Below are 22,237 nucleotides of genomic sequence, written 5' to 3' on the forward strand. Positions count from 1 at the left end.
TCTTAAAGTGTCATCAGCTCAAGAGCTATATCACAACCTGTTTTACAACTAAATTAATTACAATGAGTAAAACAAATATTTCAAACACCCAGTTTTTTTTGAAAATTCCTAAACCAGTCTATTGTTTTCCGGATACCTTCTTGTAAATCAACTTTGTGTTTCCAGCCCAACGAATGGATCTTTGAAACATCGAGAAGTTTTTGTGTTGTCCCGTCCGGTTTAGTGAGATCAAAATCCAACTTTCCAGTAAATCCAACTTCTTTTTTTATCATTTCTGCCAATTCAAGAATCGTAATATCTTCGCCAGTTCCAATATTTAGGATTTCATTGTCCTCATAATTCTCCATCAGATATACGCAGGCATCCGCTAAATCATCAACGTACAAAAATTCACGCCGAGGTTTACCTGATCCCCAAAGGGTTACAGTGTTTGTTTTATTTGACTGACCTTCAACAAATTTTCTGATCAATGCCGGCATTACATGTGAATTTTGCAGATCAAAATTATCGTTTGGACCATATAGATTGGTCGGCATCACAGATATATATTTGGTGCCATATTGTCTATTATAAGATTTGATCAACTCAATTCCGGCAATCTTTGCAATGGCATACGGCTGGTTAGTTTGCTCCAACGACCCCGTAAGCAGATACTCTTCTTTTATCGGTCGTGCAGCATGTTTCGGATAGATACAAGAACTCCCTAGGAAACAAAGCTTTTTAACATTGGTAGTATATGAAGAGTGAATGATGTTGTTTTGAATAACTAAATTTTGATAGATAAATTCAGCGGGATAGGAATTATTGGCCTGTATACCACCAACTTTAGCAGCAGCAACGAATACATATTCAGGCTTTTCTGCTTCAAAAAAAGCTCTAACATTTTGTTGATGCCCAAGATCAAGTTCTGCGCGCGTGCGAAACAATAAGTTCATAAACCCTTGCCTACCCAATGTGCGAAGAATAGCTGAACCTACCAAACCTTCGTGCCCCGCTATATATATCTTTGAATCTTTTTGCAATTTAAAGTCCCCGTTTTTTCACAAGTTCATAATCTGACTTGACCATTAATCGTGCAAGATCATGAAATTTTGTTCCGGCCTCCCAATTCAGTTTTTGTTTAGCCTTTATTGGATTTCCAACTAAAATATCAACTTCGGTTGGTCGAAAATATTTCACATCCACTTCTACTATATTTTTATCATTCCAATAAGCTTTTTCATTGATACCTTGACCATCCCAAATCAAATTCATTCCAAGTTCATTAAAGGCAACATCAACAAACTCCCTCACTTTGTGGGTCTCGCCAGTCGCCAAAACAAACTCCTCTGCAACATCTCGTTGAAGCATACGCCACATCCCCTCAACATATTCCGGAGCATAGCCCCAATCTCGTTGCGCATCTAAATTCCCTAAAACAAGTTTATCCTGTAAACCAAGCTTAATTCTTGCTGCAGCCATAGTAATCTTACGGGAAACAAAAGTCTCTCCGCGCCGTGGCGATTCGTGATTAAACAAAATACCGTTGCATGCAAAAATGTTGTATGCTTCACGATAATTAATAACTATCCAATAGCCATAAATTTTAGAGACACCATATGGACTTCTGGGATAAAACGGAGTATTTTCATCTTGAGGAATTTCAATTACTTTCCCATAAAGTTCGCTTGTGGATGCTTGATAGAACTTAGTCTCGATTCCAGTTTCACGAATAGCATCAAGAAAACGTAGTGTTCCAATGGCATCTACCTCGGAAGTATATTCCGGAACCTCGAATGAGACTTTTACGTGGCTCTGAGCTGCAAGATTATATATCTCATTTGGTTGAATTTTTTCCAAAAGCCTGTTGATGTTACTGGTATCTGTAACGTCGCCGTAGTGGAGAAAGAATCGTTTTCCAATAAGGTTTGAATCATTATATAGATGATCAATCCTTCCGGTGTTGAATGAACTGCTGCGACGAATAACACCATGAACATTATACCCTTTTTTCAAAAGGAGTTCAGCTAAATATGAGCCGTCTTGCCCGGTAACACCTGTAATTAACGCTGTTTTTACTTTGCTATGCTTCACAAAAACTCTCTTTAATCTTTTCAGGTTAATCCCATTTCGAAGTCATCTACCTTTATACATAAACTATTTAAACTTTCTTTGTGTAAATAACCCAAGAATCAATTGAAACTGCTTATTGTCGATCAGAGATTTCCACATGTATTCTTTGAAATAAAGTAAAAACAAGACTACAACTCCCGCTATCAATCCCGACACTAATGTAATTATTTTTTTTCTTGGTTTAAATGAATAATCCGCAGGCATTGCTTTGTCTAGCACCAATAGGGTTGGAGTATCTTTAGCCTCCTGAATTTTAGCTTGCTCAAACTGCGGAATCAAAAATTCCAATATTTTTCCATTAATTTGAACATCACGATACAATCTTAGATATCTCAATGCCAGATCGGGTGTTTCTTTAAATGGGATAAATATCCCCAAATCAACTCCCCCCCGATCTAATTGTTTTTGCGTCTTTCGCAACTCTTCCATCTGTGACTCTAAAATCATCAAATTTGGGTGATTTTTCCCTAAAGTTTTTTTCTTGATATTATAATCAATTTCAGTCGATACCATCTCAGCTTGAAGCTTAGCAGCTGCTTCTATTCCGGCTTTGGTTTGTTCCGGAATCGAAATCACTCCAAATTTTTTTTGAAAAAAATTCAACGAATCTTCTGAAATTTGCAGATCCTTCTTAGCTTGTTGGTATCGATTTTCGATAAATTGCCTAGTAAATCTTGCTTGTTCCGTTGCCAGTTCCCGATTTATCTCATCCAATTTTAAAACAATATAATTTGCAATATCGGCCGTTTTTTGAGGGTCGTTGAAATAACGAAAAGTGATATTTATTGTGCCTAGTTTTTTATCCGCTTCGGCATTTATATCTTTTTCTAAAACCTTAAGCATGTCATCCATTTTTTCAATCTTATACGCATTCAGCAGATCATACTTACCAATTAAATCTTCGCGTAACCTCCTACTGTTTAGAATTGCCATATATCGAGAAACATTTGTCACTCCGCCGCCTAATATGCTTACTCCAATGCCGCTAAGGCTACCTCCGCTTGATGATAGGGCGTCTAATGCAGAACCTGTTTTCTCCGGTAAAAGAACGACGGCGGTTGATTCGTACCATTTATCTGACAACAAACTCAATCCAGCTGTTATTACCATTACAGTAAACACAGTAGTTATGATTAGGGTCTTCCATTTAACAAAAACGTAGAGTATCCATACTATTTGAAACACAGGCTTTGTATCACCATTATCGGCTTCCCTTTCAAAACCACCAATTATGCTATCTTTCTCATTAGTCATATTACGAAAAGATTCTAAAATAATATTATTTGTATAGCGTGTATTATCACTCAAATAGTTTTTGACGTAATAAACATCGTATTACATCTTGCCAAAAGTGTGGCAAGTTTACAAAAATTCTATCTCACAAACAATGTTTTTCAAGTTTGCTAAAAATTAAAAATCATCTAATATTTAGAGATATTCGACGTCGTTTTATGGCTTCTTGAACAGACCATTTTCTATATCTTTTATGATCATATTTCTCAGTAATTCTAAACTTACCTTTACGATATTAATTGCGAATTTAAGCTACAATATTTTCGACTGAGTTCTCGTGCTAGAGTAAAAACAAACAGAGATAACAGAAATTTCTGAATATCTTAGCGATTTGAAAGTCACTTACGCTTTTAAAAATAGAATTTCAGTCGATTGCTTTTGGCTACGGTTAGTCATTTGTTATAGTATGGGCGTTAAAATTTTCAACACGTTTTGATTCATTTAGTATATAAGTAGAATAATCGTCCTTTAGCATTTATGCGTTTTCATATATTATAGTAATTTGATTTTAACTGTAGGATACACCGTTGCATTTCAACGATCCAGATTGATACGCAAGATACAACGTCTCTTAATCTTAAAAATCACAGTAATACCTTCATGCAAATCTATTTGGTTAGTAGAATTGAAATTTTGCCGTTTCACGAATGATAGAGATGACAGTGTAAGCACCTATAACAAGTAGATTTACTTTGAATAGCTTAATCGTTTAAGATAGCAATTAAAATCACGACTATTTCAACTAGATTTCACAGTAAATTTCTCACCCACTTTCCAAACACAATCCCCCGCCAATATCGCCCGTCGTAAGCCTTTTTACCGGCAATCATGGCATCAAAATCATCCCTTAGCGAAGATCGTATTACCCCCCCCGAACGCTCAATCGAAGAACTCAGTTGCTTGCGAAATGCATCCGGGTGTGTACGAACCCAATGCTCTTCCGGCGTTACAAAACCCATCTTGTCACGACGTTGAATGATACCGTCCGGCACGTAACCTCTCATACTGTCACGCAATACACGTTTGGTCGTTGCATCCGAAATTTTATGATCGGATGGCAACGATAAGGTAAATTCCACCAACCGATAATCCAAAAAGGGAACCCGCGCTTCGATAGAATGCGCCATCGAATTACGATCCTCCCAATGCAATAGCATCGGTAAATTGGTACGTGTCAATTGAACGCGAAGCGCTGTATTTACATCCGGTTTAAATTCTCCATATTGTTGCCGCCAATGTATTGAACGTGCTCCGAGTTTTTCCATGTCAAACCAATCATTGGACGATTGGCTATCCGACGGCATGAACGGCATCCATGCGTTAGGTATAAGCGCTCCTATCAATCGCCGTAAGACAGCACCGCGGTTGACATGACCTTCGCGGATAGTTTTTTGTATTTCACGAACTAACCGAATCCAGCGCCCGCGTACCATGAGCTCCGCTAAACGCGTCCCATAAAACGGATAGTAACCGGCCAACTGCTCATCCGAACCCTGACCGTCCAGCATCACCGTTACACCGCCGGATTTGGCCAATCGAAAAACATGCCATTGCGCGTAGATACTCGCTGAACCAAACGGTTCGTCCTGATGCCAGAGCAAGGTATCCAACGTATCAAACAGCGTTTCAAAATCCGGATAAACATGATGCGCTTCGACACGAATGGCACGAATCACTTCTTCCGCATAACGGCTTTCATCGTAAGCCTTCTCCCGCGCATACGCTGAAAAAGTTTTTTGTAATACTGTCGTACTCTGCGTGGATAGCATGTCATGCAACAAACAAACAATCGAGGACGAATCCAATCCGCCGGAGAGACACGAGCCTACCGGCACATCGGAGCGCAACCGCAAACGTACCGCATCCGTAAAAATATTTAAAAACTGTTTTGTCGCATCCTCATACGTACCGTCAAACTGTGTATCCGGAAACGAATACCAACGACGTTTTTCCAATCGTACGTTTTGCCCCTCGTACGTGATCTCCGCGCACTCTCCTCCGCGAAGCTGCAAAACCCCGTCGTACATGGTTTCATCTGTATGATCAGAAATCGCATAACCCAAAAAATCGGCTACGCGTTGTCCATTCATCGAATATCGCCACCCCGGCAAAACGGAGAACTGCTTGATTTCGCTGGCGAATGCAAATCCTCCATCCGTTGTTTGATAATAATACAGGGGCTTAACACCAAAACGATCCCGCGCAGCAAAAGTACGTTTGGTCAGCGTATCATAAAGAACAAACGCCCACATACCATTGAAACGATGAAGGCATTCCGTTCCCCAATAATCGTACGCCGCAAGGACCACTTCCGTATCCGTTTTGGATGCAAACACATATCCTACCGCCTCCAGCTCACGACGCAATTCGATGTAATTATATACTTCCCCGTTATACGTGATCCAATAACGTTCATTTTTATAACTCATCGGCTCACGGCCTGCGTTGCTGAGATCTATGATAGCAAGACGACGTTGGCCGAGCCACACACGATTCCCATCAAAACCATTATGCCCGTCACCGTCCGGTCCGCGATATGAAACAATATCGGTCATACGCTGAATCAGCGCACCGTCCGTCGGCTTCGTATTGATAAGCGCCGCTATTCCGCACATCGCTGAAAATACTCCGTTTTGTGATTAACTTGCTTCTGGCTGGACGTCACGATCATAACTTCGCGGCACTCCTTTTTCGTTTTCCGCGGCATGCGCGCGTTCGTGAATTGCTTTTTTCGCCAATATATCACGTTTGACGTGCGACCACTGCCGGGGTTTGAGCATCACAAATACAACACTGTACAATACTCGTTTAACCGAAGCCGGCAACTCGATCAAGACAAAAAACATCACTAATGCCAATCCGTTACACATAGAGATTGTTCGCAAATGACGCCGCGCATTTTCACGCAAAAGACGGATCTGGCGGGGACTGTCAAAAAACGCAGTATATAGCATGATATTTTTTAAATAAAAAAAAAGCCGCCGGGTCCAAAATAAATGTCGGCAAACAGCACGAAAAAATGACGTCCCTAATTCAGGCTTTAAAATCAATGCGACGTGCTGCAATGAACGAATCCCTGTTTCCCACAGATACCACCCGGAATATAACGTATTCTCGGTATGGTTGGGCGAATACGAACTGATCAACGGCAACGAAAGAAACGGTTTGGATAAATTACCGCTTTTCATGGCTAAAAAAGCAATATGCGTTTGCGGCCAATACGACTGTGCGATCAATGCATCATCACCCGGTTTTAACCCCTGCCGAGCATGTTCGGTGCGAATCGCAAAAACACCGGCATTACCCATATAATAAAAATAGTGCTCGGCGGCCGATTCCAACGTCATAAGGCTTTCGTGCCCTATGAGTTTCCATTGATCAAACATCACTACAGAAAAATCTTCCCGCGTTGTCAGATGATGCATGATTTCAGGAAGCATATCTTCAGCCAGAATATCGTCATCACCAAATGCCATCCAAAACTGTCCACGGCTTTGATGAAACGTTTGTATCATATTTCGGATGGCACCGATATTTTCCGAATTGCGTACATAACGAATCGCTACATTTGTTTGTGCGCTCATCGCCTTTACGACAACACCGGTATCATCCGTAGAACAATTATCCGAAACGATAATTTCGACGGACTGGGTAAAATCAAATTTTTCGGCTTGATGTATAATACTCTCAAGCAGTGCTTTCAGAAATCCGGAGCGATTCCATGTCGGTACACCGATAGAGAGAATTATATTATTTTTCATTATGCACGTATCCTTACCGAACGAACAACCCAAATCAAAAAAACAATCAACATCATCGCTTCACCGATGCTGTATAAGATTACGGCGGTATAAGCCGAGCCGGAGGTCACACCGATACCGATCATGGCCGCACGTATCGCAAAACTTAGAAGTGAAATAACAAAATGCGTACGCTGCTTGCGAATCACCGACGAAATCATGCTTACGGGTGACGCGACAAGGTTTACTGCAATCGCTATCACAAGGTACCGGGCGTATTCGCCGGCATCCCTCCACGCGGCACCAAAAATCCATTCGAATAACCAAGGACCGGCGGTCACAATGATAATCAAAAACGGGAGCGAAAAAAAGGACAGAAACTTAATGTTATTGATCACAAACGAACGCAAAAGTGCCGCATCCTCACTTAGTTTGGCTGACATTTCATAAAAAACTTGTGCCACACCTTGTCCAATCACCGTACTGGGCAAACGAAGCACATTGGTTGCCAACGCAAAACAGGCCGCATCATGAGGACTGAACGATGCCGTGAATATCAATAAAGGTAATGACGCCGTCAGTTGATCAAGAAACGTCATCAGCAAACCATACGTCGGAAACTGTTTGAATCGTTTTAGCAAATTTCGAATTTCCATCCGATCAATAGCAAGATGACGTATAGGCTTTCCTTCGTGCCGCAATCCAAAAAAAATCGTGATGTATAATGTGATGGCCGCCGATATATGCCCCAATACCAAACCCGTGATCGTCGAACCTTGCCACGAATACATTGACAGCATGACAATAAACGCCAACAGCGGCGGCAAAGCTCGCGAGAAACTCAATACCTTATACGCTGCATGACGATTGGCCCAGCTCGCGAGAAGGATATTACCCGCGCCTAAAACAATCCACACCGGCAACCAAAAATATAACGGCCCGCCTTTGGGAAAAAACCCCAAATCCAACGCCAAACCAAAAAACACCAGCGCACTGATAGCGATCACTATCGCGAAACCCAAAATCAGTTGCCCACAAAATTGAATGATCTTTGCAGCCTGTTCATCGGAGTCCGCCAAGACGATTGCCGAGTCCATACGGAGCATGATCGTGGAAGACGCAATCATCACCATAGCATTGAGTGTTGCGGCGATCCCGTAATCCGCTGAATCATAAAGCCGTGTTACGATTGGCAATAAAAGAACAGCGATTGCCTGGCCGATGATCGTTCCAATAGACAATCGGGACACATTTTTGAGGTAACCACTTTGTTTAATGCGCTCCGTCAATTGGCGCAGCGTCATAGGAATGGATGATGGAGGAGCGGACATGATAATTGCGTTATATGTATTCCGACAATACGAGTCCGCAGGATTGTCGGAGATAATCTTGCGATCCGGCGATTTGTATAAACTGATCGGGAATTGCAATGCGATGTACAAACGGTATCGGCATGGACTTTTTCTTTTCACGGCAATCATGCAAAGCTTCGAGTACGGCCGAACCTAAACCGGCACTACGCTGATGTTCTTCGAGCGTTATGATTCGTTCGTACGAGTGTGCCAACAGCTCAATAGTCGTGTTGTCAATGGGTTTGATATACGGCACACTATACAAACCCCAAAGCAAATTATTATGACGAATAAAATCCGACGCGTAACGAAGCATGGCACCTGTTGTTAACACGACTGTATTTTTTCCGTGGCAAACAGGAATCATTTTACCGGCTGCGAATACGATATTTCCGGGATGTACAGCCGGTTCGCCGGCTTTTCCAAGTCGAATATACATCGGTGCATCGGTTTGAACGGCATGGGTCGTGATGAGGCGGGCTTCCTGAGGATCACCCGGCGCCGTAACAATCATGCCCGGAAGCGTACGTAAAATTCCTAAATCTTCCGTTCCATGATGTGAAGCCCCAAGCGCACCGTATGCAAATCCGCCACCGACCGATACGATTTTTACGCCAAGCGCATGGTAACAAATATCGTAGCGTATCTGCTCCAAGCATCGCAACGTGGGAAAATTACCAATCGAATAAATGAACGGAATATATCCTTCTTTGGCCAAACCTGCGGCAATACCGGCCATATTTTGTTCGGCCACACCGATATTGAGAAACCGATCAGGAAACGACTCGGCAAACGGCTCAACCACCGAATAGCCAAGATCACCTACCAGCAAAAAGACGCGCTCATCACGTTTTGCTTCGCTCATCAGTTGCTGAATAAAGGCCGTACGCATTACGAATGCTCCAGTTGTTCCAGCGCATTACGGAATTGTTCAGCGTCAGGTGTACGATAGTGCCAAAGCAATTTTTCTTCCATAAAATCAACACCCTTGCCTTTGACTGTCTCAGCAATAATGATATGCGGCTTATCATCTGTTTTTTTCGTTATCGCCGCCGATAACGCAGCATGATCATGACCATCCGTTACGGTCACATACCATCCAAAGGATTTGAACTTTTCCGACAAAGGCCCCAAGTCAAGTACTTCATTCACATGACCAAGGCTTTGTATTTTATTATGATCTACGATCACCACCATGTTATTCAGATGATGGTGCGGTGCAAACAGCAACGCTTCCCAATTGGATCCTTCATCCAACTCTCCGTCGCTAAGGAGCGCAAAAATACGCCACGCTTGCCCGCGTCGTTTGGCAGCCAACGCCAGCCCGCAGCCAAACGATAACGCGTGTCCCAAACTCCCCGTGGACAATTCTACGCCCGGGATGTGGTGATTGGCATGCGAAGTAAAAAAACTTCCATTTTGCGCAAAGGAAGTAAGTTGTGACATGTCAAAAAAACCGCGCAACGCAAGCGCTGCATATAAAGCAGAGCACGCGTGCCCTTTACTGAGAAGAAAACGATCCCGGTCAGGCCACCGCGGGTTTTTGGGATTGACATTCATCACGCCGCCGTATAAAACAGCTAAAATATCCGCCATAGAAAAAGCGCCGCCAAGGTGCGACGAATTCGAAGCATGAACCATTTTTAACGCTTCAATCCGAATCGCTTTGCTGAATGCTTTTACTTCATCCGTGGTCACGATTTCACCCAAGTCTTGATTTTATTGGCGTGCCGTTCACGATGCAGAAAAATAAAATTGGTTTCAACGGTCGTTTCGTCTACGACGGTTACCGGTGCGAGATAATCATTTTGAATTAAAAAACAATAGTATCCCATTTCCTTAAAAAAAGTAATGATGTCATTAGGATGATAATTGTACTTAGCCGCCCACTTACGCAACATTTCCGTACATACGATCGGCTTATGGGTTTGCAGCGTGTTTTTCCCTCCGCGATAGACCATCAATTCCGCGCCTTCCACATCGCATTTGATAAAGTCCGGCTTCGCACCATACTGTTCACAAAAATTATCCATCGTTTCCAGCGCGCATTCCGTTTCGTGCGCATTAGCGGCTTCGGTTATATTAACCGCCGATGCACTAGTCGAAAGTTCCGGGTCGACAAAAAACGTAAGTTTTCCTGTGCGATCGGATAAGCCGAGATTATGCGGCTTAATACGCATGGCTGCATTTAACTGAATATTATTTTCCAGCTCCCGATACGTTCCGGGTACCGGCTCAAACGCCCAAACATGTAAATCGGAAACGACCTTAGAAAAATTTAGTGAATACCAGCCAATATTAGCGCCAATGTCAAAAACCGACATACCCGGTTCCAACAAACGACACATCATTGAAAAATACTCTGGTTCATACTGCGCAAAATTAAGAATTTCAAACGGCGCACTGCGTTTGTCGGCTTTTGGGGTTAACCAACGAAGTCCGTGCGGACGCGTAGTCCATACTATACCATGCGACGTGATCGTGATATTTTCGATATCCGTGTGCCGGAGTAAATCCGTGTATTCGAAAAGCTGATTATGTTTCTCATACATTGCTTGTATGTATTCCGATTTTTTAATCGCACCGGAACGGTATTGATTTTGAATGTCTGTAATTTTCATGTATAGGACTTAATCGTTCGTGTAAAACCCTCTTCGACAGTTGTCGTCGGTTGCCAACCTAAGCTCTTTATTTTGGTAATATCCGGAACACTGCGTTGTACGGCGCTGGGAATATAGCCATTTTGCGGCGGGATATCCAAAATCACTGATAATTTTTTTTCCGGAAACAGTGTTACTAATTTTTCCGCCAATCCTCGAATACTGATTTCACATTCAGGGTTACCTACATTATAAGCTTCGGTCGTTTTTCCGTGGAGCATCACCGTAAAAAAACCGATAACCGCATCGCGAAGATAACAAAAGGAGCGCGTTGCAGCACCGCTACTGCGAAGTACAATATTATTTCCATTAACAATATCTGCAACCAAATCCGCAAAAATACGCCCGTCATCCAGCGCCATGCCGGGCCCATAGGTGTGAAACGGTCGAACGATCACCGTGGGAAGACCATACTGGTGAGACCATGCAACGCACATTGTTTCGCCAAGCCTTTTGCTTTCCGCATAACATGAACGCAGGGCCATGCTATCCAAACAACCAAGCTGCATCTCATTGGTCGGTATTTGGCGCGCTTCCAGTTGACCATATACTTCGCTGCTGCTAAAGTACAAAAATCGTTCGCTTTGGGATTGACGCGCTACCTCAAGCATGTTTTGCGTGCCGGTCGTATTGGCCGTCAAAGTACCCACCGGATCTATACCATAATATTTTGGCGAGGCTTGGCTTGCGGCATGTACTACAAAATGAACCGGCGTATCAGAGCGAAATACCAACCGTGTTACATCGGCTACGTGTAACTTAAAATCGTTACGTCCGGCATGATGTGCAAACCTCTGACGTGCACGTTCTTCAGACCGTACAATCCCGATCACATGAATGTTCATACCCAAATGATCATTGAGCCCTAATAACGTTTCTACCATGTACGCCGGTAGAAAACCATTGGCCCCACTGATAAGAACCGTTTTTCCACGGAGTACATCCCAAGGCAGCGGCGCAGAAATAATATGCGCGATGTCTTCGCGTATTATTGAATGCATCACGAAGCCGTATCTTGTCGGAGAAATGAACGGATAGCGTCGATCATATAATCTAACATCGGCGTCGTTAAACCAGGATACACCCCCAACCAAAACCCGTTATTCATGATATGATCCGTATTGGTCAATTCACCTACAACGCGGTAAGAACCCGGCTGTTCTCGGAAAGCATCAAAAAAAGGTTGGCGTATAAGATTGCCGCCAAACAACATGCGTGTTTGAATTTTTTTGTTTTCAAGATAGCGGATCAACTCGGGACGAGAAATACCGCTTTCGCTGCGAAGACTGATGAGAAAACCAAACCAACTCGGATTGGCATTGGGTGTGGCTTCAGGTAAAATAAAAATATCCGAGAACTCCGCTAAACCGTTTTTCAGATAATTCCAATTTGCACGTCGTCTAGCGGCAAAATCCTCAAGTCTGTCTAATTGCACGCAACCTATTGCGGCTTGAATATCCGTAGCTTTAAGATTGTAACCTAGATGACGGTACGTGTATTTATGATCATAACCACACGGCAACGTTCCGAGTTCCCAATCAAACCGTTTACCACACGTATTATCTTTTCCGGAATCGCACCAGCAGTCACGACCCCAATCACGAAACGATTCAATACTGCGCTTGAGAATACTTTTATGGGTGTACACGGCACCGCCTTCGCCCATCGTAATATGGTGCGGCGGATAAAAGCTACTTGTCGCGACATCACCGAATGTTCCTGTCCACCGGCCCCGATATTCCGAACCCAGCGCATCGCAATTATCTTCTACGAGCCAGAGATTATATTTTTTACAAAACGTCGTCACGGCATCCAGATCAAAAGGATTGCCGAGCGTATGAGCGATCATGACTGCTTTCGTTTTTGGGCTGTACGCCGCTTCCAATGCCCGCGTATCGATATTCGCTGTTTCGGTATGCACATCCAGAAAAACAGGTACGGCGCCAAACTGCAACATCGGAGCAACCGTCGTCGGAAAACCGGCCGCTACGGTTATAACTTCGTCGCCTTTACGAATCCGACGATCTTCCAGTAACGGAGAAGTCAGACTCATAAACGCCAAAAGGTTGGCCGACGAACCGGAGTTACACAACATGGCGTGCTTCACGCCGAGTTTTTTGGCAAGCTTGCTTTCAAACTCCTTTGAAAAATGTCCGGATGTAAGCCAAAACTCAAGACTTGCATCTACGGCATGTTGCATTTCTTTTTCATCAAACACACGTCCCGCGTACGATATAGCGGATTGACCGGGCACAAATTCCTTTTTTTGACCGTGCGTCAAACGGTAATACTCGGCCGTCTTTTCTAAAATTTCGAGCCGAAGCTTTTCCGCCGCGGCTTTTACGTTTTGATCCATGTCGTTTATTTTATTCTCGTTTTCGGAGTCGCGCTCAAAGTTAAAAAATCAAATCTTCAGATCGCGTGGAATGACAAGCTTAGATATTCATCAAGTTGTTTTTTACGTGCATCCCAAAGCGAACCAGTGGATGCATCGTCGTGATAGCCTTGGGCTGTCAATGCGATAGTTTGTTCCAGTGATAAAGCCGGTTTCCACGACAATTGTGAAACCGCCTTGGAAATATCTAAACGCAACATGTAGGCTTCGTGTTCATTTTGTTTTACCGCAGCGGTTTCAAATCGTCCGAAACCCGTTTTGGAAATCAGCGCGAGGATAAGTTCCTGTACCGAGCACGCATGATGCATTGCCGGTCCAAAATTCCATCCGCCGGAGTATGTTTTACCGTGGAGCAATAATTTCTCCCCCAACGTAAGATAGCCGCGCAACGGCTCAAGAACGAATTGCCACGGACGAACTGCGTTGGGGTTTCGCAGTATCAGTGTTTGATTTTTTTGCGCCGCCCTGAAAAAATCAGGAACGATGCGATTCTCGGCCCAATCCCCTCCGCCGATTACGTTGCCGGCACGCGCACTAGCGACGGTGCACGTTCCTTCGTTCGAAAAAAAAGATCGCGTATATGAAGCCGTGATCAGTTCCGATGCACCTTTGGAAGCGCTATAAGGGTCGACACCTCCCATGGGGTCGTTTTCACGATAACCCCACACCCACTCGTTGTTTTGATAACACTTATCGCTGGTTACATTGATTGCTGCACGAACGGATGGTGTTGCGCGCACCGCTTCAAAAAAACGAACCGTGCCCACCACGTTGGTTTCAAATGTCTCTGCAGGATCGCGATAACTGTCCAGTACCAACGCTTGGGCGGCAAGATGAAATGCGATATCGGGTCGAACTTCTTTAACATAATCCACCAATGCGTGCGGATCGCGAATATCACCATCGCGGTGATGTATTTTATTTTGTAAATCACATCGTACGAAATTATCGTTATTGGTTTTCGGAGCGAGAGCAAACCCGTAAACCTCGGCGCCAAGGGTATGCAACCAAATACTGAGCCAAGATCCTTTGAAACCGGTATCGCCTGTAACCAAAACGCGTTTACCGCGATAGATGTCGGAAAAATTGTTTTTCACCAGGTCACCCATGGTGCGCGTTTTTCACGTAAAAGTTCGTCGAGCATATTCTTATCACGCAATGTATCCATCGGCTGCCAAAACCTGTCATGTTTGAATGCAACAAGCGATTGGGAGCGGGCTAAGGTTTCTAACGGTTCACGTTCCAATACTGTTTGATCGTCTTTGAGTAATTGCAAAACACTGTTTTCAAAAATAAAAAAACCGGCATTCACCCAAGCTCCGTCGCCTTTGGGTTTTTCCTGAAAACTCTGCACCATTCCGGATGCATCCATAGCCATGGCGCCAAATCTCCCGCTCGGCTGTATCGCCGTCACTGTCGCCGGTTTGCCATGCGCCATATGGAATGACAGAAGTTTACGGATATCCACATCGGCCACTCCGTCGCCGTAAGTCAGAAAAAAACGCTCGCCATCAAGATAGGAAGCAACGCGTCGGATGCGTCCGCCGGTCATGGTATCCAGCCCGGTATCCACCAACGTCACACGCCACGGTTCTGCCGTATGTGTGTGAATGACAGGCGCATTGTGCGCACGAAAATCAAACGTGACATCCGATTCGTGTAAAAAATAATTGGCAAAATATTCTTTGATCACATAGCCCTTATAGCCAAGACATATCACAAAATCATTGTACCCGTAACTGGAGTAGATTTTCATGATGTGCCATAAAATCGGTTTACCTCCGATTTCAATCATCGGTTTCGGTTTTAAGTGCGACTCTTCACTGATGCGCGTACCGTAACCGCCGGCTAAAATGACAACTTTCATATCAAGCTTTCACGAATTCAGTTATGGCGTTGACTACTTCCGAAATCTGGTCTTTCGTAAGCTCAGGATAAATCGGCACGGCAAGCGATTGTTCCGCTTGGGCATTGGCATTGGGAAAATCGGTATCTTTTTCACCGAGATAACCAAAACATTCCTGACGATGAAACGGCACCGGGTAATACACTTCGTTGCCGATTTGTTTATCGGTTAGATATTTGCGCAATGCATCACGTTTTTCTACTCGTATTACATATTGATTATAGATATGGTGGTTTTTCGCTCCGGACGTGCGGTATACGGCTTTGGGAAGCAGTACTTTATTTTTGCTGTCGTAAGTTATCTTACCTTCTGCTTCAGCCACTCCGGCTGCAATAAAAAGTTGGGTATACAGATCGGCATTTTCACGACGCCGTTGGCTCCAGTTGTCTAGATGCGGAAGTTTTACGTTAAGCACAGCGGCCTGAATCGCATCAAGGCGAAAATTACCGCCGATCATCTTGTGATAATATTTTGGTTTACCGCCATGCACACGCAGGACGCGCAGCTTTTCACCGAGGGCATCATCATTGGTCGTCACAAGGCCTCCGTCTCCAAAGCATCCGAGGTTCTTACTAGGGAAAAAAGAAAAGCAACCAATGTCGCCAAAATTTCCGACTTTTTTTCCATCGCTGTATTGTACGCCGATCGCCTGCGCACCGTCTTCGATGACTTTGAGATTATGTTTTTTTGCAACCGCCATGATCGCTCCCATGTCGGAGCTTTGTCCGAAAAGGTGCACCGGCATGATAACGCGTGTTTTGGCAGTGATCTTTTTTTCAATGTCAGATGCACGGATATTAAAAGTCAGCGGATCCGAATCAACAAAAACCGGTTTTGCATGCAGTCGGGCAACCACGCCGGCAGTGGCAAAAAAAGAATACGTCGGCACGATTACTTCATCGCCGGGCTGAATATCGAGCGCCATCAGCGCTACCAATAACGCATCCGTCCCGGAAGAAACTGCAATCGCATGTTTGCATTCCAGATAAGTACACAAAGATTTCTCTAATTTTTCAACTTCCGGGCCCATAATAAAATGCTGCGATTCGGCAACGCGCAACATGGCTTCATCAATCTCCGATTTATGAGCACGATATTGTGCTTTGAGGTCTAAAAGAGGTACAGCCATTATTCTAATTCCTTTACCAAACCGTTTTCAAATTTATATTTTTTCTTGGATTTTTCGCAATACGCGAAACTCTGCGCATCAAAATTTAACTTCTTACCGGCCTCGCTGACCCAACCGACGATACGCGCCGGATTACCGACGACCAGCGCAAAATCGGGAACGTCTTTGGTAACCACCGCACCGGCACCGACAAGGGCACTACGTCCGACGGTATGACCGCATACGATGGTTGAGTTTGCGCCTAACGAAGCACCTTCTTTTACTAAGGTTTTGATGTAAAACTCTGCACCGACTTGCGGATACTTGCAGCGCGGATCAAGAATATTCGTAAAAACCATCGAAGGTCCGCAGAACACATAATCTTCAAGCTCCACCCCTTCGTAGATGGACACATTATTTTGTACTTTGCAAAAATTACCTACTTTTACATGATTGGCTACATTTACGTTTTGACCAAAAACACATTTTTTTCCGATACGAGCGCCGGTTTGGATATGCGAAAAATGCCAAACTTTAGTACCTTCGCCGATTTCGACGTTGTCATCCACGACGGCCAAGGGATGAACAAAATAATTTTTTTCAGACATGTTGCGTGATCCTTTCTTGTGCTTTTTCCAATATCCGAAGCACTTCCAGCGCATGTTCGCCGTCCGTACGCGGTGTTTTGCCGTGCAGGAGGCAATCATAAAAATGACGATGTTCTTCACTTAATGGTTGTGCGGCATCAAACGGAATCACCTCAAAGTCTACCTCAAATTTCTCGATTTTTCCGTTACTTTGCTGAAAGCCTTTTTTATAAAATTTTAACTTATCTGTTTTGAGCGAATCTTCAAACACGATCATTCCCTTATCACCGATGACAACCAGTCTTTGTTCTTTAAAAGGGTGAAGCCAACTCACAAAAACATGCACATGAATGTTACCGGGATAGGTGAGGTACGTGATGGTCGAATCTTCGACGTTTTTTTGTACGAACGCCGCGCCTTTGGCCTCAATCGTTTCCGGATTTTTTCCTATCAAATATTGAACTATCGAAATATCATGCGGTGCAAAACTCCAAAGACTATTTTCTTCGCTGCGAATAGCGCCGAGATTGAGCCGATTACTGTAAATATACTGAAGTTTGCCGATATACCCTTCATCCATCATCTGTTTCAACTTCAAAACCGCCGGATGATACAAAAGCACATGCCCTACCATGATTTTTACATCATATTTTTGAGCTAAACTCAAAAGTTCAACAGTATGTTCAGAAATTAGCGTGATTGGTTTTTCGATCAGTACATGTTTGCCGTTTTCGATACATCGTTTAGCAAGATCAAAATGGGTTTCGGCCGGCGTTGCAATCACTACGGCATTGATATTCGAATGCGCGATGAGCGAATGAATATCTGATGTAAATGGAATTTTCGGTGAAACTGTATGTACTCTTTGGATGGCGTCGGGTTTGGCATCCGCCGTTAATAAAAGATTACTTCCTAATAACCCATGGGCGGTACGCACATGATTGAGTCCCCAATTTCCACAACCGATAATACCTAATTTTACTTTTGAATAATCCATAATTTATTTTACAGTAAAATATATAAGTATAATGGTTGATGTGATGGCCGCCAGTTGACCCGTTATAGTCAGCGCATCTTTAAATATCTGCCAACCATCTACCGGTTCTTTTTCCGGAACAAAAATCACATCGCCGTCTTCGATCAGTACATCATCATCGGCATCCAGCCATTTCTGTGACGCTGTTTTGATGATTTTAATATCACCTTTTTTTGCTCTATCCGTAAATCCGCCGCACTTGTCAATATAATATCGGTAATCTTTGCCGTGATCAAAATCTACAATACCTGATAACAACGCACCACCAACAACGGTCACGGTTCGCCGGATAGATGATACATCAATATAATCACCGCGCTTTAAAATAACATCATACTCCGGATTCACTTTTTCGTCGGCAAATAGTTTTTTAAAATCTGTTTGTACGACGGGTTTTTGTTGACGTGTTTTGGCTTTGAAGTAAGACTTTTCAATGTCGTTCATCTCGGACACCGGTGTCAATTTCAGACGTTCATATTCTTGATCGATATCCTCTTTTGCGGGACTGCGATAAATGGAAATGCGATCCAATGATACATACGGCGTAAAACCACCAGCCCTTTTAATCACATCCGAAACGGTCGTTTTATCTTCGATAATGGCATAGGATCCAGGATACATCACTTCACCTTGGATAGCTACATCAGCCCGATCATGATACTGCGCGTGTTTTCGGAAATAAATACGATCATCCGGTTTGAGACGCAGATTGATCGTGGTATCCTCTGGATTTTGATACACTTCACGCAAATCGCGCGTAATGCGTATTACCTCTCGGCCTGTATCCTTGGCCATACGGTACATGATGAAAATGGATGAGTCAATCCCCTGCACTAAACCACCGGCCAATCGAATAGCATCGATGATATTCTCATTCGCCACGTATTCCATCGTACCATGACTTGCTACAGCACCCAAAATCTGATAACTTGCATATTGAGCAGGTACAAATATACGGTCACCGTCGTTAAGTAATGGATCCGAATCCAAATCTAAATTTCGGCCGCGTTTTATAAAATCAACACTCTGCGATGTACCGTCCTTACGATACAGAATAATATTTCTTTGCGATGCCTTTCCGTTTAAACCGCCCGCTTTCGCAATGGCTGTCGATACCCGTTCTGTTCCTGAGACCACTACCGAACTCGGATTATTACACATACCCCCTACGGGCACGCGAAAAGAGCGAAGTGAAACCAGGTTGATCGTCACCTCGGCATTGGTATACACAGTTCTGATACTTTTTCCTACACGCTCTTGTACTTCGGCCAAATTGAGGTTTTTAACATCTATCGCTTTTACGGTAGGAACAATCAAAAAACCTTCGGGCGATACAACGGTTCTGAAGTTTTGATTGACCTGCCCCCAAATCGAAACTAAAAACTGATCCCCGGGACCAACATAGTATTGTTTTGGATCTACAACCGTCTCAAGAATATTATTGGATTTTTCAGGGAATAAAACATCGTCCGGGTCACCGGAAGAGTTATCCTTTTCTAATTCCTCTTTGATTTTAGATCGATCCTGTTGCGCCAATACTGTGGTATCCGTCATCGCCGAAAGAATCAGAGCTGAAATCATTGTTAAGAATAAATGCTTTTTCATACAAGATCCTTCAGTTTTTCGGCAATACGCTCCGCCGCCATACCATCCCATAGAGCCGGAATATTTCCTTTTTTGTAGCTACGGTTCAATACGGCTTCCATACACGATTTCAACGCATCCCGATCTTGTCCTACCAACGTATTAGTACCGACATCCAAAGTAACCGGCCTTTCGGTATTGGCGCGCATGGTAAGACATGGTACACCCAAAAACGTTGTTTCTTCTTGCACACCGCCGGAATCGGTAACGGCGGCAACAGAGGAACGCATCAATGCAATAAAATCAAAATACCCGAGCGGCTCAATCAATCGAATTCGTTCGTTCAACTTGACTTTATGATCCATCCCATATTGCGTAAGTTTGGTTTTGGTCCTTGGATGAACGGGGAAAACAACCGGCATATAACCCGCTATAAACTCCAATAGACCAAGCATAGACCGTAAATTTTCCTCGGAATCCACGTTCGCCGGACGATGCAGTGTGACAAGGACAAATTCTTTTTCCTTTAGATTCATGCGCTGGAGAATATCCGACGCCTCAATCTTGGGTAATGCAAATGTAAGCGAATCAATCATCACATTGCCGGCGAAGAAAATCTGATTTTCTTGTTTACCCTCATTCTTGAGATTTTGATTAGCCGATGACTCGGTAGTGAACAGATAATCCGAAATGGCATCGGTTACCAAACGATTGATTTCCTCCGGCATCGTACGATCAAAACTTCGTAATCCGGCTTCAACATGAATAACAGGCACATGAAGTTTGGAAGCTGTTACAGCACACGCCATCGTCGAATTCACATCTCCCACCACCAACACATAATCGGGTTTTTCGTTTACCAAAATGGAATCAAACTTCAGCATCAGATCCGCAGTCTGTTGCGCATGCGATCCACCACCAACTCCCATATGAATATCCGGATCGGGCATTTGCAATTCTTTAAAAAAAATATCCGACATGATCGCATCATAATGCTGACCCGTATGAATAAGCTTTGATGTGATCTGCGGATAATTCTTAATCGCTCTTAAAATGGGAGCAATTTTCATAAAATTAGGACGCGCACCGGCGATACAGAGCAGTTTCATCGTTGATTTATACCTTACCGGAGCCGAGTACAGCTATTTTATCGCGCCCATGCGTCACGGATTTGGTTGCATTACGGGAATCCACAACACTGGCGGCGTGGGAGACTATTTCATTATAATCATAGCGCGAGTGATCCGTTCCGACAAACACAACATCAACGGACTTCAAAAGCTCCGTGCTGATCACGTGTGATTTATAAACTTTACCCAAAAGTTCAACTTCAGGAACATACGGATCATTGTACATCACATCGCTAAACCCTTTCTGAATCATGATTTCCATCACTTTCAGCGATGGTGAATGCCGTGTATCATCCACATCCTTTTTGAAGGCCGCACCGAGAACCAATACTTTAGCTTTTTTAAGCGCAACACCGCGATTGGCCAAAGCTTCTACGATCATCGAATAGGCATAATAGGGCATATTCTCATTGACCTCCGCAGCCAATTCGATAAAGTTGGTATGAAAATCGTAGCCGCGTGCTTTCCATGACAAATAATAGGGATCAATAAGAATGCAATGTCCTCCGATACCAGGGCCCGGGTAAAACGGCATATAACCAAAAGGTTTTGTACCGGCCGCATTTATTACTTCCCACATGTCCACACCGCCCATGCGATCGCAGAGTTGTGCCAACTCATTAACAAGGGCAATATTTACACTGCGAAAAATATTTTCGAGCAGTTTGCACATTTCGGCAACCCGAGGATTGGATACGGGTACTACTTTTTCTATGATCTGAGCATTGATGAGACAAGCCAGTTCGGTACACTTCGAAGTCACACCCCCGACCACGACCGGGGTATTGGCTGTTGTATATTTTTTATTGCCGGGATCAATGCGTTCCGGCGAAAATGCGAGATAATAATCGGCACCGACTTTCAGACCTTTTTTATCAAGAATCGGCATCGTTACTTTTTCCGTGGTCTCCGGAAACGTAGTGCTTTTAAGAATAACAAGCTGCTCTTTACGAAGCCCGCTTGCAATTCCTTCGCTGGCACTGACGATATACGAAACATCGGGCTCTTTATTATCCGTGAAGGGCGTCGGTACACATATATAGATGATGTCCATTTCGCCGATACGCTGATAGGTAGTATCGGCTTTTAACTTACCCGATTGATAGCATTTTTGGAAACGATCATTGGGTATATCTTCGATATAGTTATGGCCATCATTGATACTTTTTACTTTTTTAGAATCAAGATCAATACCCAAGGTGTCGTAACCGGAGGCAGCGAATTCAACAGCCAAAGGCAATCCCACATAACCTAATCCGATGATACCCACTTTGGCCGATTTATTTTTTATTTTACTCTCTAGATTCACGTGGAGACTCCAATTTATTTTATTC

General features: G+C 43.6%; 19 protein-coding genes. All 19 read right to left on the minus strand.

All coding sequences use genetic code 11. The annotated features are described in order from the left end of the window. Window positions 1–80 precede the first annotated feature (80 nt). The 19 genes from HUU58_10485 to HUU58_10575 all read right to left on the minus strand — a co-directional run bounded on the left by HUU58_10485 (window position 81) and on the right by HUU58_10575 (window position 22,212). Entirely contained in the window at window positions 81–1,022 is a 942-nt protein-coding gene (locus HUU58_10485; GenBank protein ID NUN46097.1) for a GDP-L-fucose synthase, read from the minus strand. A 1-nt stretch (window position 1,023) separates the two neighbouring features. Next, window positions 1,024–2,073 (minus strand): GDP-mannose 4,6-dehydratase, encoded by a 1,050-nt coding sequence (gene gmd, locus HUU58_10490; protein NUN46098.1) that lies wholly within the window; start codon window positions 2,071–2,073, stop codon window positions 1,024–1,026. Window positions 2,074–2,136: 63 nt separating this feature from the next. Further along, window positions 2,137–3,420, minus strand: coding sequence for a hypothetical protein (locus tag HUU58_10495; GenBank protein NUN46099.1), 1,284 nt, complete (start codon window positions 3,418–3,420; stop codon window positions 2,137–2,139). A 734-nt stretch (window positions 3,421–4,154) separates the two neighbouring features. After that, window positions 4,155–6,020 carry an asparagine synthase (glutamine-hydrolyzing) gene (gene asnB / locus HUU58_10500; protein NUN46100.1) on the minus strand — a complete coding sequence of 622 codons (1,866 nt, stop codon included), beginning with the start codon at window positions 6,018–6,020 and terminating at the stop codon, window positions 4,155–4,157. 24 nt (window positions 6,021–6,044) lie between these two features. Next, complete coding sequence (locus HUU58_10505; protein ID NUN46101.1) at window positions 6,045–7,166, minus strand: glycosyltransferase family 2 protein; 1,122 nt, start codon at window positions 7,164–7,166, stop codon at window positions 6,045–6,047. After that, window positions 7,166–8,476 carry an oligosaccharide flippase family protein gene (locus tag HUU58_10510; protein NUN46102.1) on the minus strand — a complete coding sequence of 437 codons (1,311 nt, stop codon included), beginning with the start codon at window positions 8,474–8,476 and terminating at the stop codon, window positions 7,166–7,168. Before HUU58_10510 ends, HUU58_10505 begins: the two co-directional genes overlap by 1 nt. Before the next feature lie 10 nt (window positions 8,477–8,486). Beyond that, a complete protein-coding gene (locus HUU58_10515; protein ID NUN46103.1) occupies window positions 8,487–9,389 on the minus strand; it encodes a transketolase in 903 nt (300 codons plus the stop codon). Continuing rightward, on the minus strand, window positions 9,389–10,198 hold the full coding sequence (locus tag HUU58_10520) for a transketolase (protein NUN46104.1): 810 nt from the start codon (window positions 10,196–10,198) through the stop codon (window positions 9,389–9,391). The genes HUU58_10515 and HUU58_10520 overlap by 1 nt, the downstream gene beginning before the upstream one ends. After that, window positions 10,192–11,118, minus strand: coding sequence for an FkbM family methyltransferase (locus tag HUU58_10525; GenBank protein NUN46105.1), 927 nt, complete (start codon window positions 11,116–11,118; stop codon window positions 10,192–10,194). The genes HUU58_10520 and HUU58_10525 overlap by 7 nt, the downstream gene beginning before the upstream one ends. Then, window positions 11,115–12,158 (minus strand): NAD-dependent epimerase/dehydratase family protein, encoded by a 1,044-nt coding sequence (locus HUU58_10530; protein ID NUN46106.1) that lies wholly within the window; start codon window positions 12,156–12,158, stop codon window positions 11,115–11,117. The genes HUU58_10525 and HUU58_10530 overlap by 4 nt, the downstream gene beginning before the upstream one ends. Further along, window positions 12,158–13,513, minus strand: a complete 1,356-nt coding sequence (rfbH, locus tag HUU58_10535; protein NUN46107.1) for a lipopolysaccharide biosynthesis protein RfbH — start codon at window positions 13,511–13,513, stop codon at window positions 12,158–12,160. Before rfbH ends, HUU58_10530 begins: the two co-directional genes overlap by 1 nt. Window positions 13,514–13,569: 56 nt before the next feature. Further along, window positions 13,570–14,661: a CDP-glucose 4,6-dehydratase gene (gene rfbG / locus HUU58_10540; GenBank protein NUN46108.1), complete on the minus strand. Its 1,092-nt coding sequence runs from the start codon at window positions 14,659–14,661 to the stop codon at window positions 13,570–13,572. Continuing rightward, complete coding sequence (gene rfbF / locus HUU58_10545; GenBank protein NUN46109.1) at window positions 14,646–15,419, minus strand: glucose-1-phosphate cytidylyltransferase; 774 nt, start codon at window positions 15,417–15,419, stop codon at window positions 14,646–14,648. The genes rfbG and rfbF overlap by 16 nt, the downstream gene beginning before the upstream one ends. A gap of 1 nt (window position 15,420) precedes the next feature. Then, window positions 15,421–16,587: a DegT/DnrJ/EryC1/StrS family aminotransferase gene (locus tag HUU58_10550; protein NUN46110.1), complete on the minus strand. Its 1,167-nt coding sequence runs from the start codon at window positions 16,585–16,587 to the stop codon at window positions 15,421–15,423. Then, a complete protein-coding gene (locus HUU58_10555; protein NUN46111.1) occupies window positions 16,587–17,174 on the minus strand; it encodes an N-acetyltransferase in 588 nt (195 codons plus the stop codon). Before HUU58_10555 ends, HUU58_10550 begins: the two co-directional genes overlap by 1 nt. Further along, window positions 17,167–18,150, minus strand: coding sequence for a Gfo/Idh/MocA family oxidoreductase (locus HUU58_10560; protein ID NUN46112.1), 984 nt, complete (start codon window positions 18,148–18,150; stop codon window positions 17,167–17,169). Before HUU58_10560 ends, HUU58_10555 begins: the two co-directional genes overlap by 8 nt. A gap of 3 nt (window positions 18,151–18,153) precedes the next feature. Continuing rightward, entirely contained in the window at window positions 18,154–19,794 is a 1,641-nt protein-coding gene (locus HUU58_10565) for an SLBB domain-containing protein (protein NUN46113.1), read from the minus strand. Beyond that, entirely contained in the window at window positions 19,791–20,882 is a 1,092-nt protein-coding gene (gene wecB, locus HUU58_10570; GenBank protein NUN46114.1) for a UDP-N-acetylglucosamine 2-epimerase (non-hydrolyzing), read from the minus strand. The genes HUU58_10565 and wecB overlap by 4 nt, the downstream gene beginning before the upstream one ends. Before the next feature lie 7 nt (window positions 20,883–20,889). Next, on the minus strand, window positions 20,890–22,212 hold the full coding sequence (locus HUU58_10575; protein NUN46115.1) for a nucleotide sugar dehydrogenase: 1,323 nt from the start codon (window positions 22,210–22,212) through the stop codon (window positions 20,890–20,892). Window positions 22,213–22,237 lie beyond the last annotated feature (25 nt).

The organism is bacterium (assembly GCA_013360215.1).
GTDB lineage: Bacteria > CLD3 > CLD3 > SB21 > SB21 > JABWCP01.

Coding starts and splice junctions, on each gene's coding strand:
- asnB (NUN46100.1), bottom strand. CDS start 6,020: ATGTGCGGAATAGCGGCGCTTATCAATACGAAGCCGACGGACGGTGCG.
- HUU58_10510 (NUN46102.1), bottom strand. CDS start 8,476: ATGTCCGCTCCTCCATCATCCATTCCTATGACGCTGCGCCAATTGACG.
- HUU58_10560 (NUN46112.1), bottom strand. CDS start 18,150: ATGGATTATTCAAAAGTAAAATTAGGTATTATCGGTTGTGGAAATTGG.
- HUU58_10555 (NUN46111.1), bottom strand. CDS start 17,174: ATGTCTGAAAAAAATTATTTTGTTCATCCCTTGGCCGTCGTGGATGAC.
- rfbH (NUN46107.1), bottom strand. CDS start 13,513: ATGGATCAAAACGTAAAAGCCGCGGCGGAAAAGCTTCGGCTCGAAATT.
- rfbF (NUN46109.1), bottom strand. CDS start 15,419: ATGAAAGTTGTCATTTTAGCCGGCGGTTACGGTACGCGCATCAGTGAA.
- rfbG (NUN46108.1), bottom strand. CDS start 14,661: ATGGGTGACCTGGTGAAAAACAATTTTTCCGACATCTATCGCGGTAAA.
- HUU58_10565 (NUN46113.1), bottom strand. CDS start 19,794: ATGAAAAAGCATTTATTCTTAACAATGATTTCAGCTCTGATTCTTTCG.
- HUU58_10505 (NUN46101.1), bottom strand. CDS start 7,166: ATGAAAAATAATATAATTCTCTCTATCGGTGTACCGACATGGAATCGC.
- HUU58_10530 (NUN46106.1), bottom strand. CDS start 12,158: ATGCATTCAATAATACGCGAAGACATCGCGCATATTATTTCTGCGCCG.
- HUU58_10550 (NUN46110.1), bottom strand. CDS start 16,587: ATGGCTGTACCTCTTTTAGACCTCAAAGCACAATATCGTGCTCATAAA.
- HUU58_10525 (NUN46105.1), bottom strand. CDS start 11,118: ATGAAAATTACAGACATTCAAAATCAATACCGTTCCGGTGCGATTAAA.
- wecB (NUN46114.1), bottom strand. CDS start 20,882: ATGAAACTGCTCTGTATCGCCGGTGCGCGTCCTAATTTTATGAAAATT.
- HUU58_10515 (NUN46103.1), bottom strand. CDS start 9,389: ATGCGTACGGCCTTTATTCAGCAACTGATGAGCGAAGCAAAACGTGAT.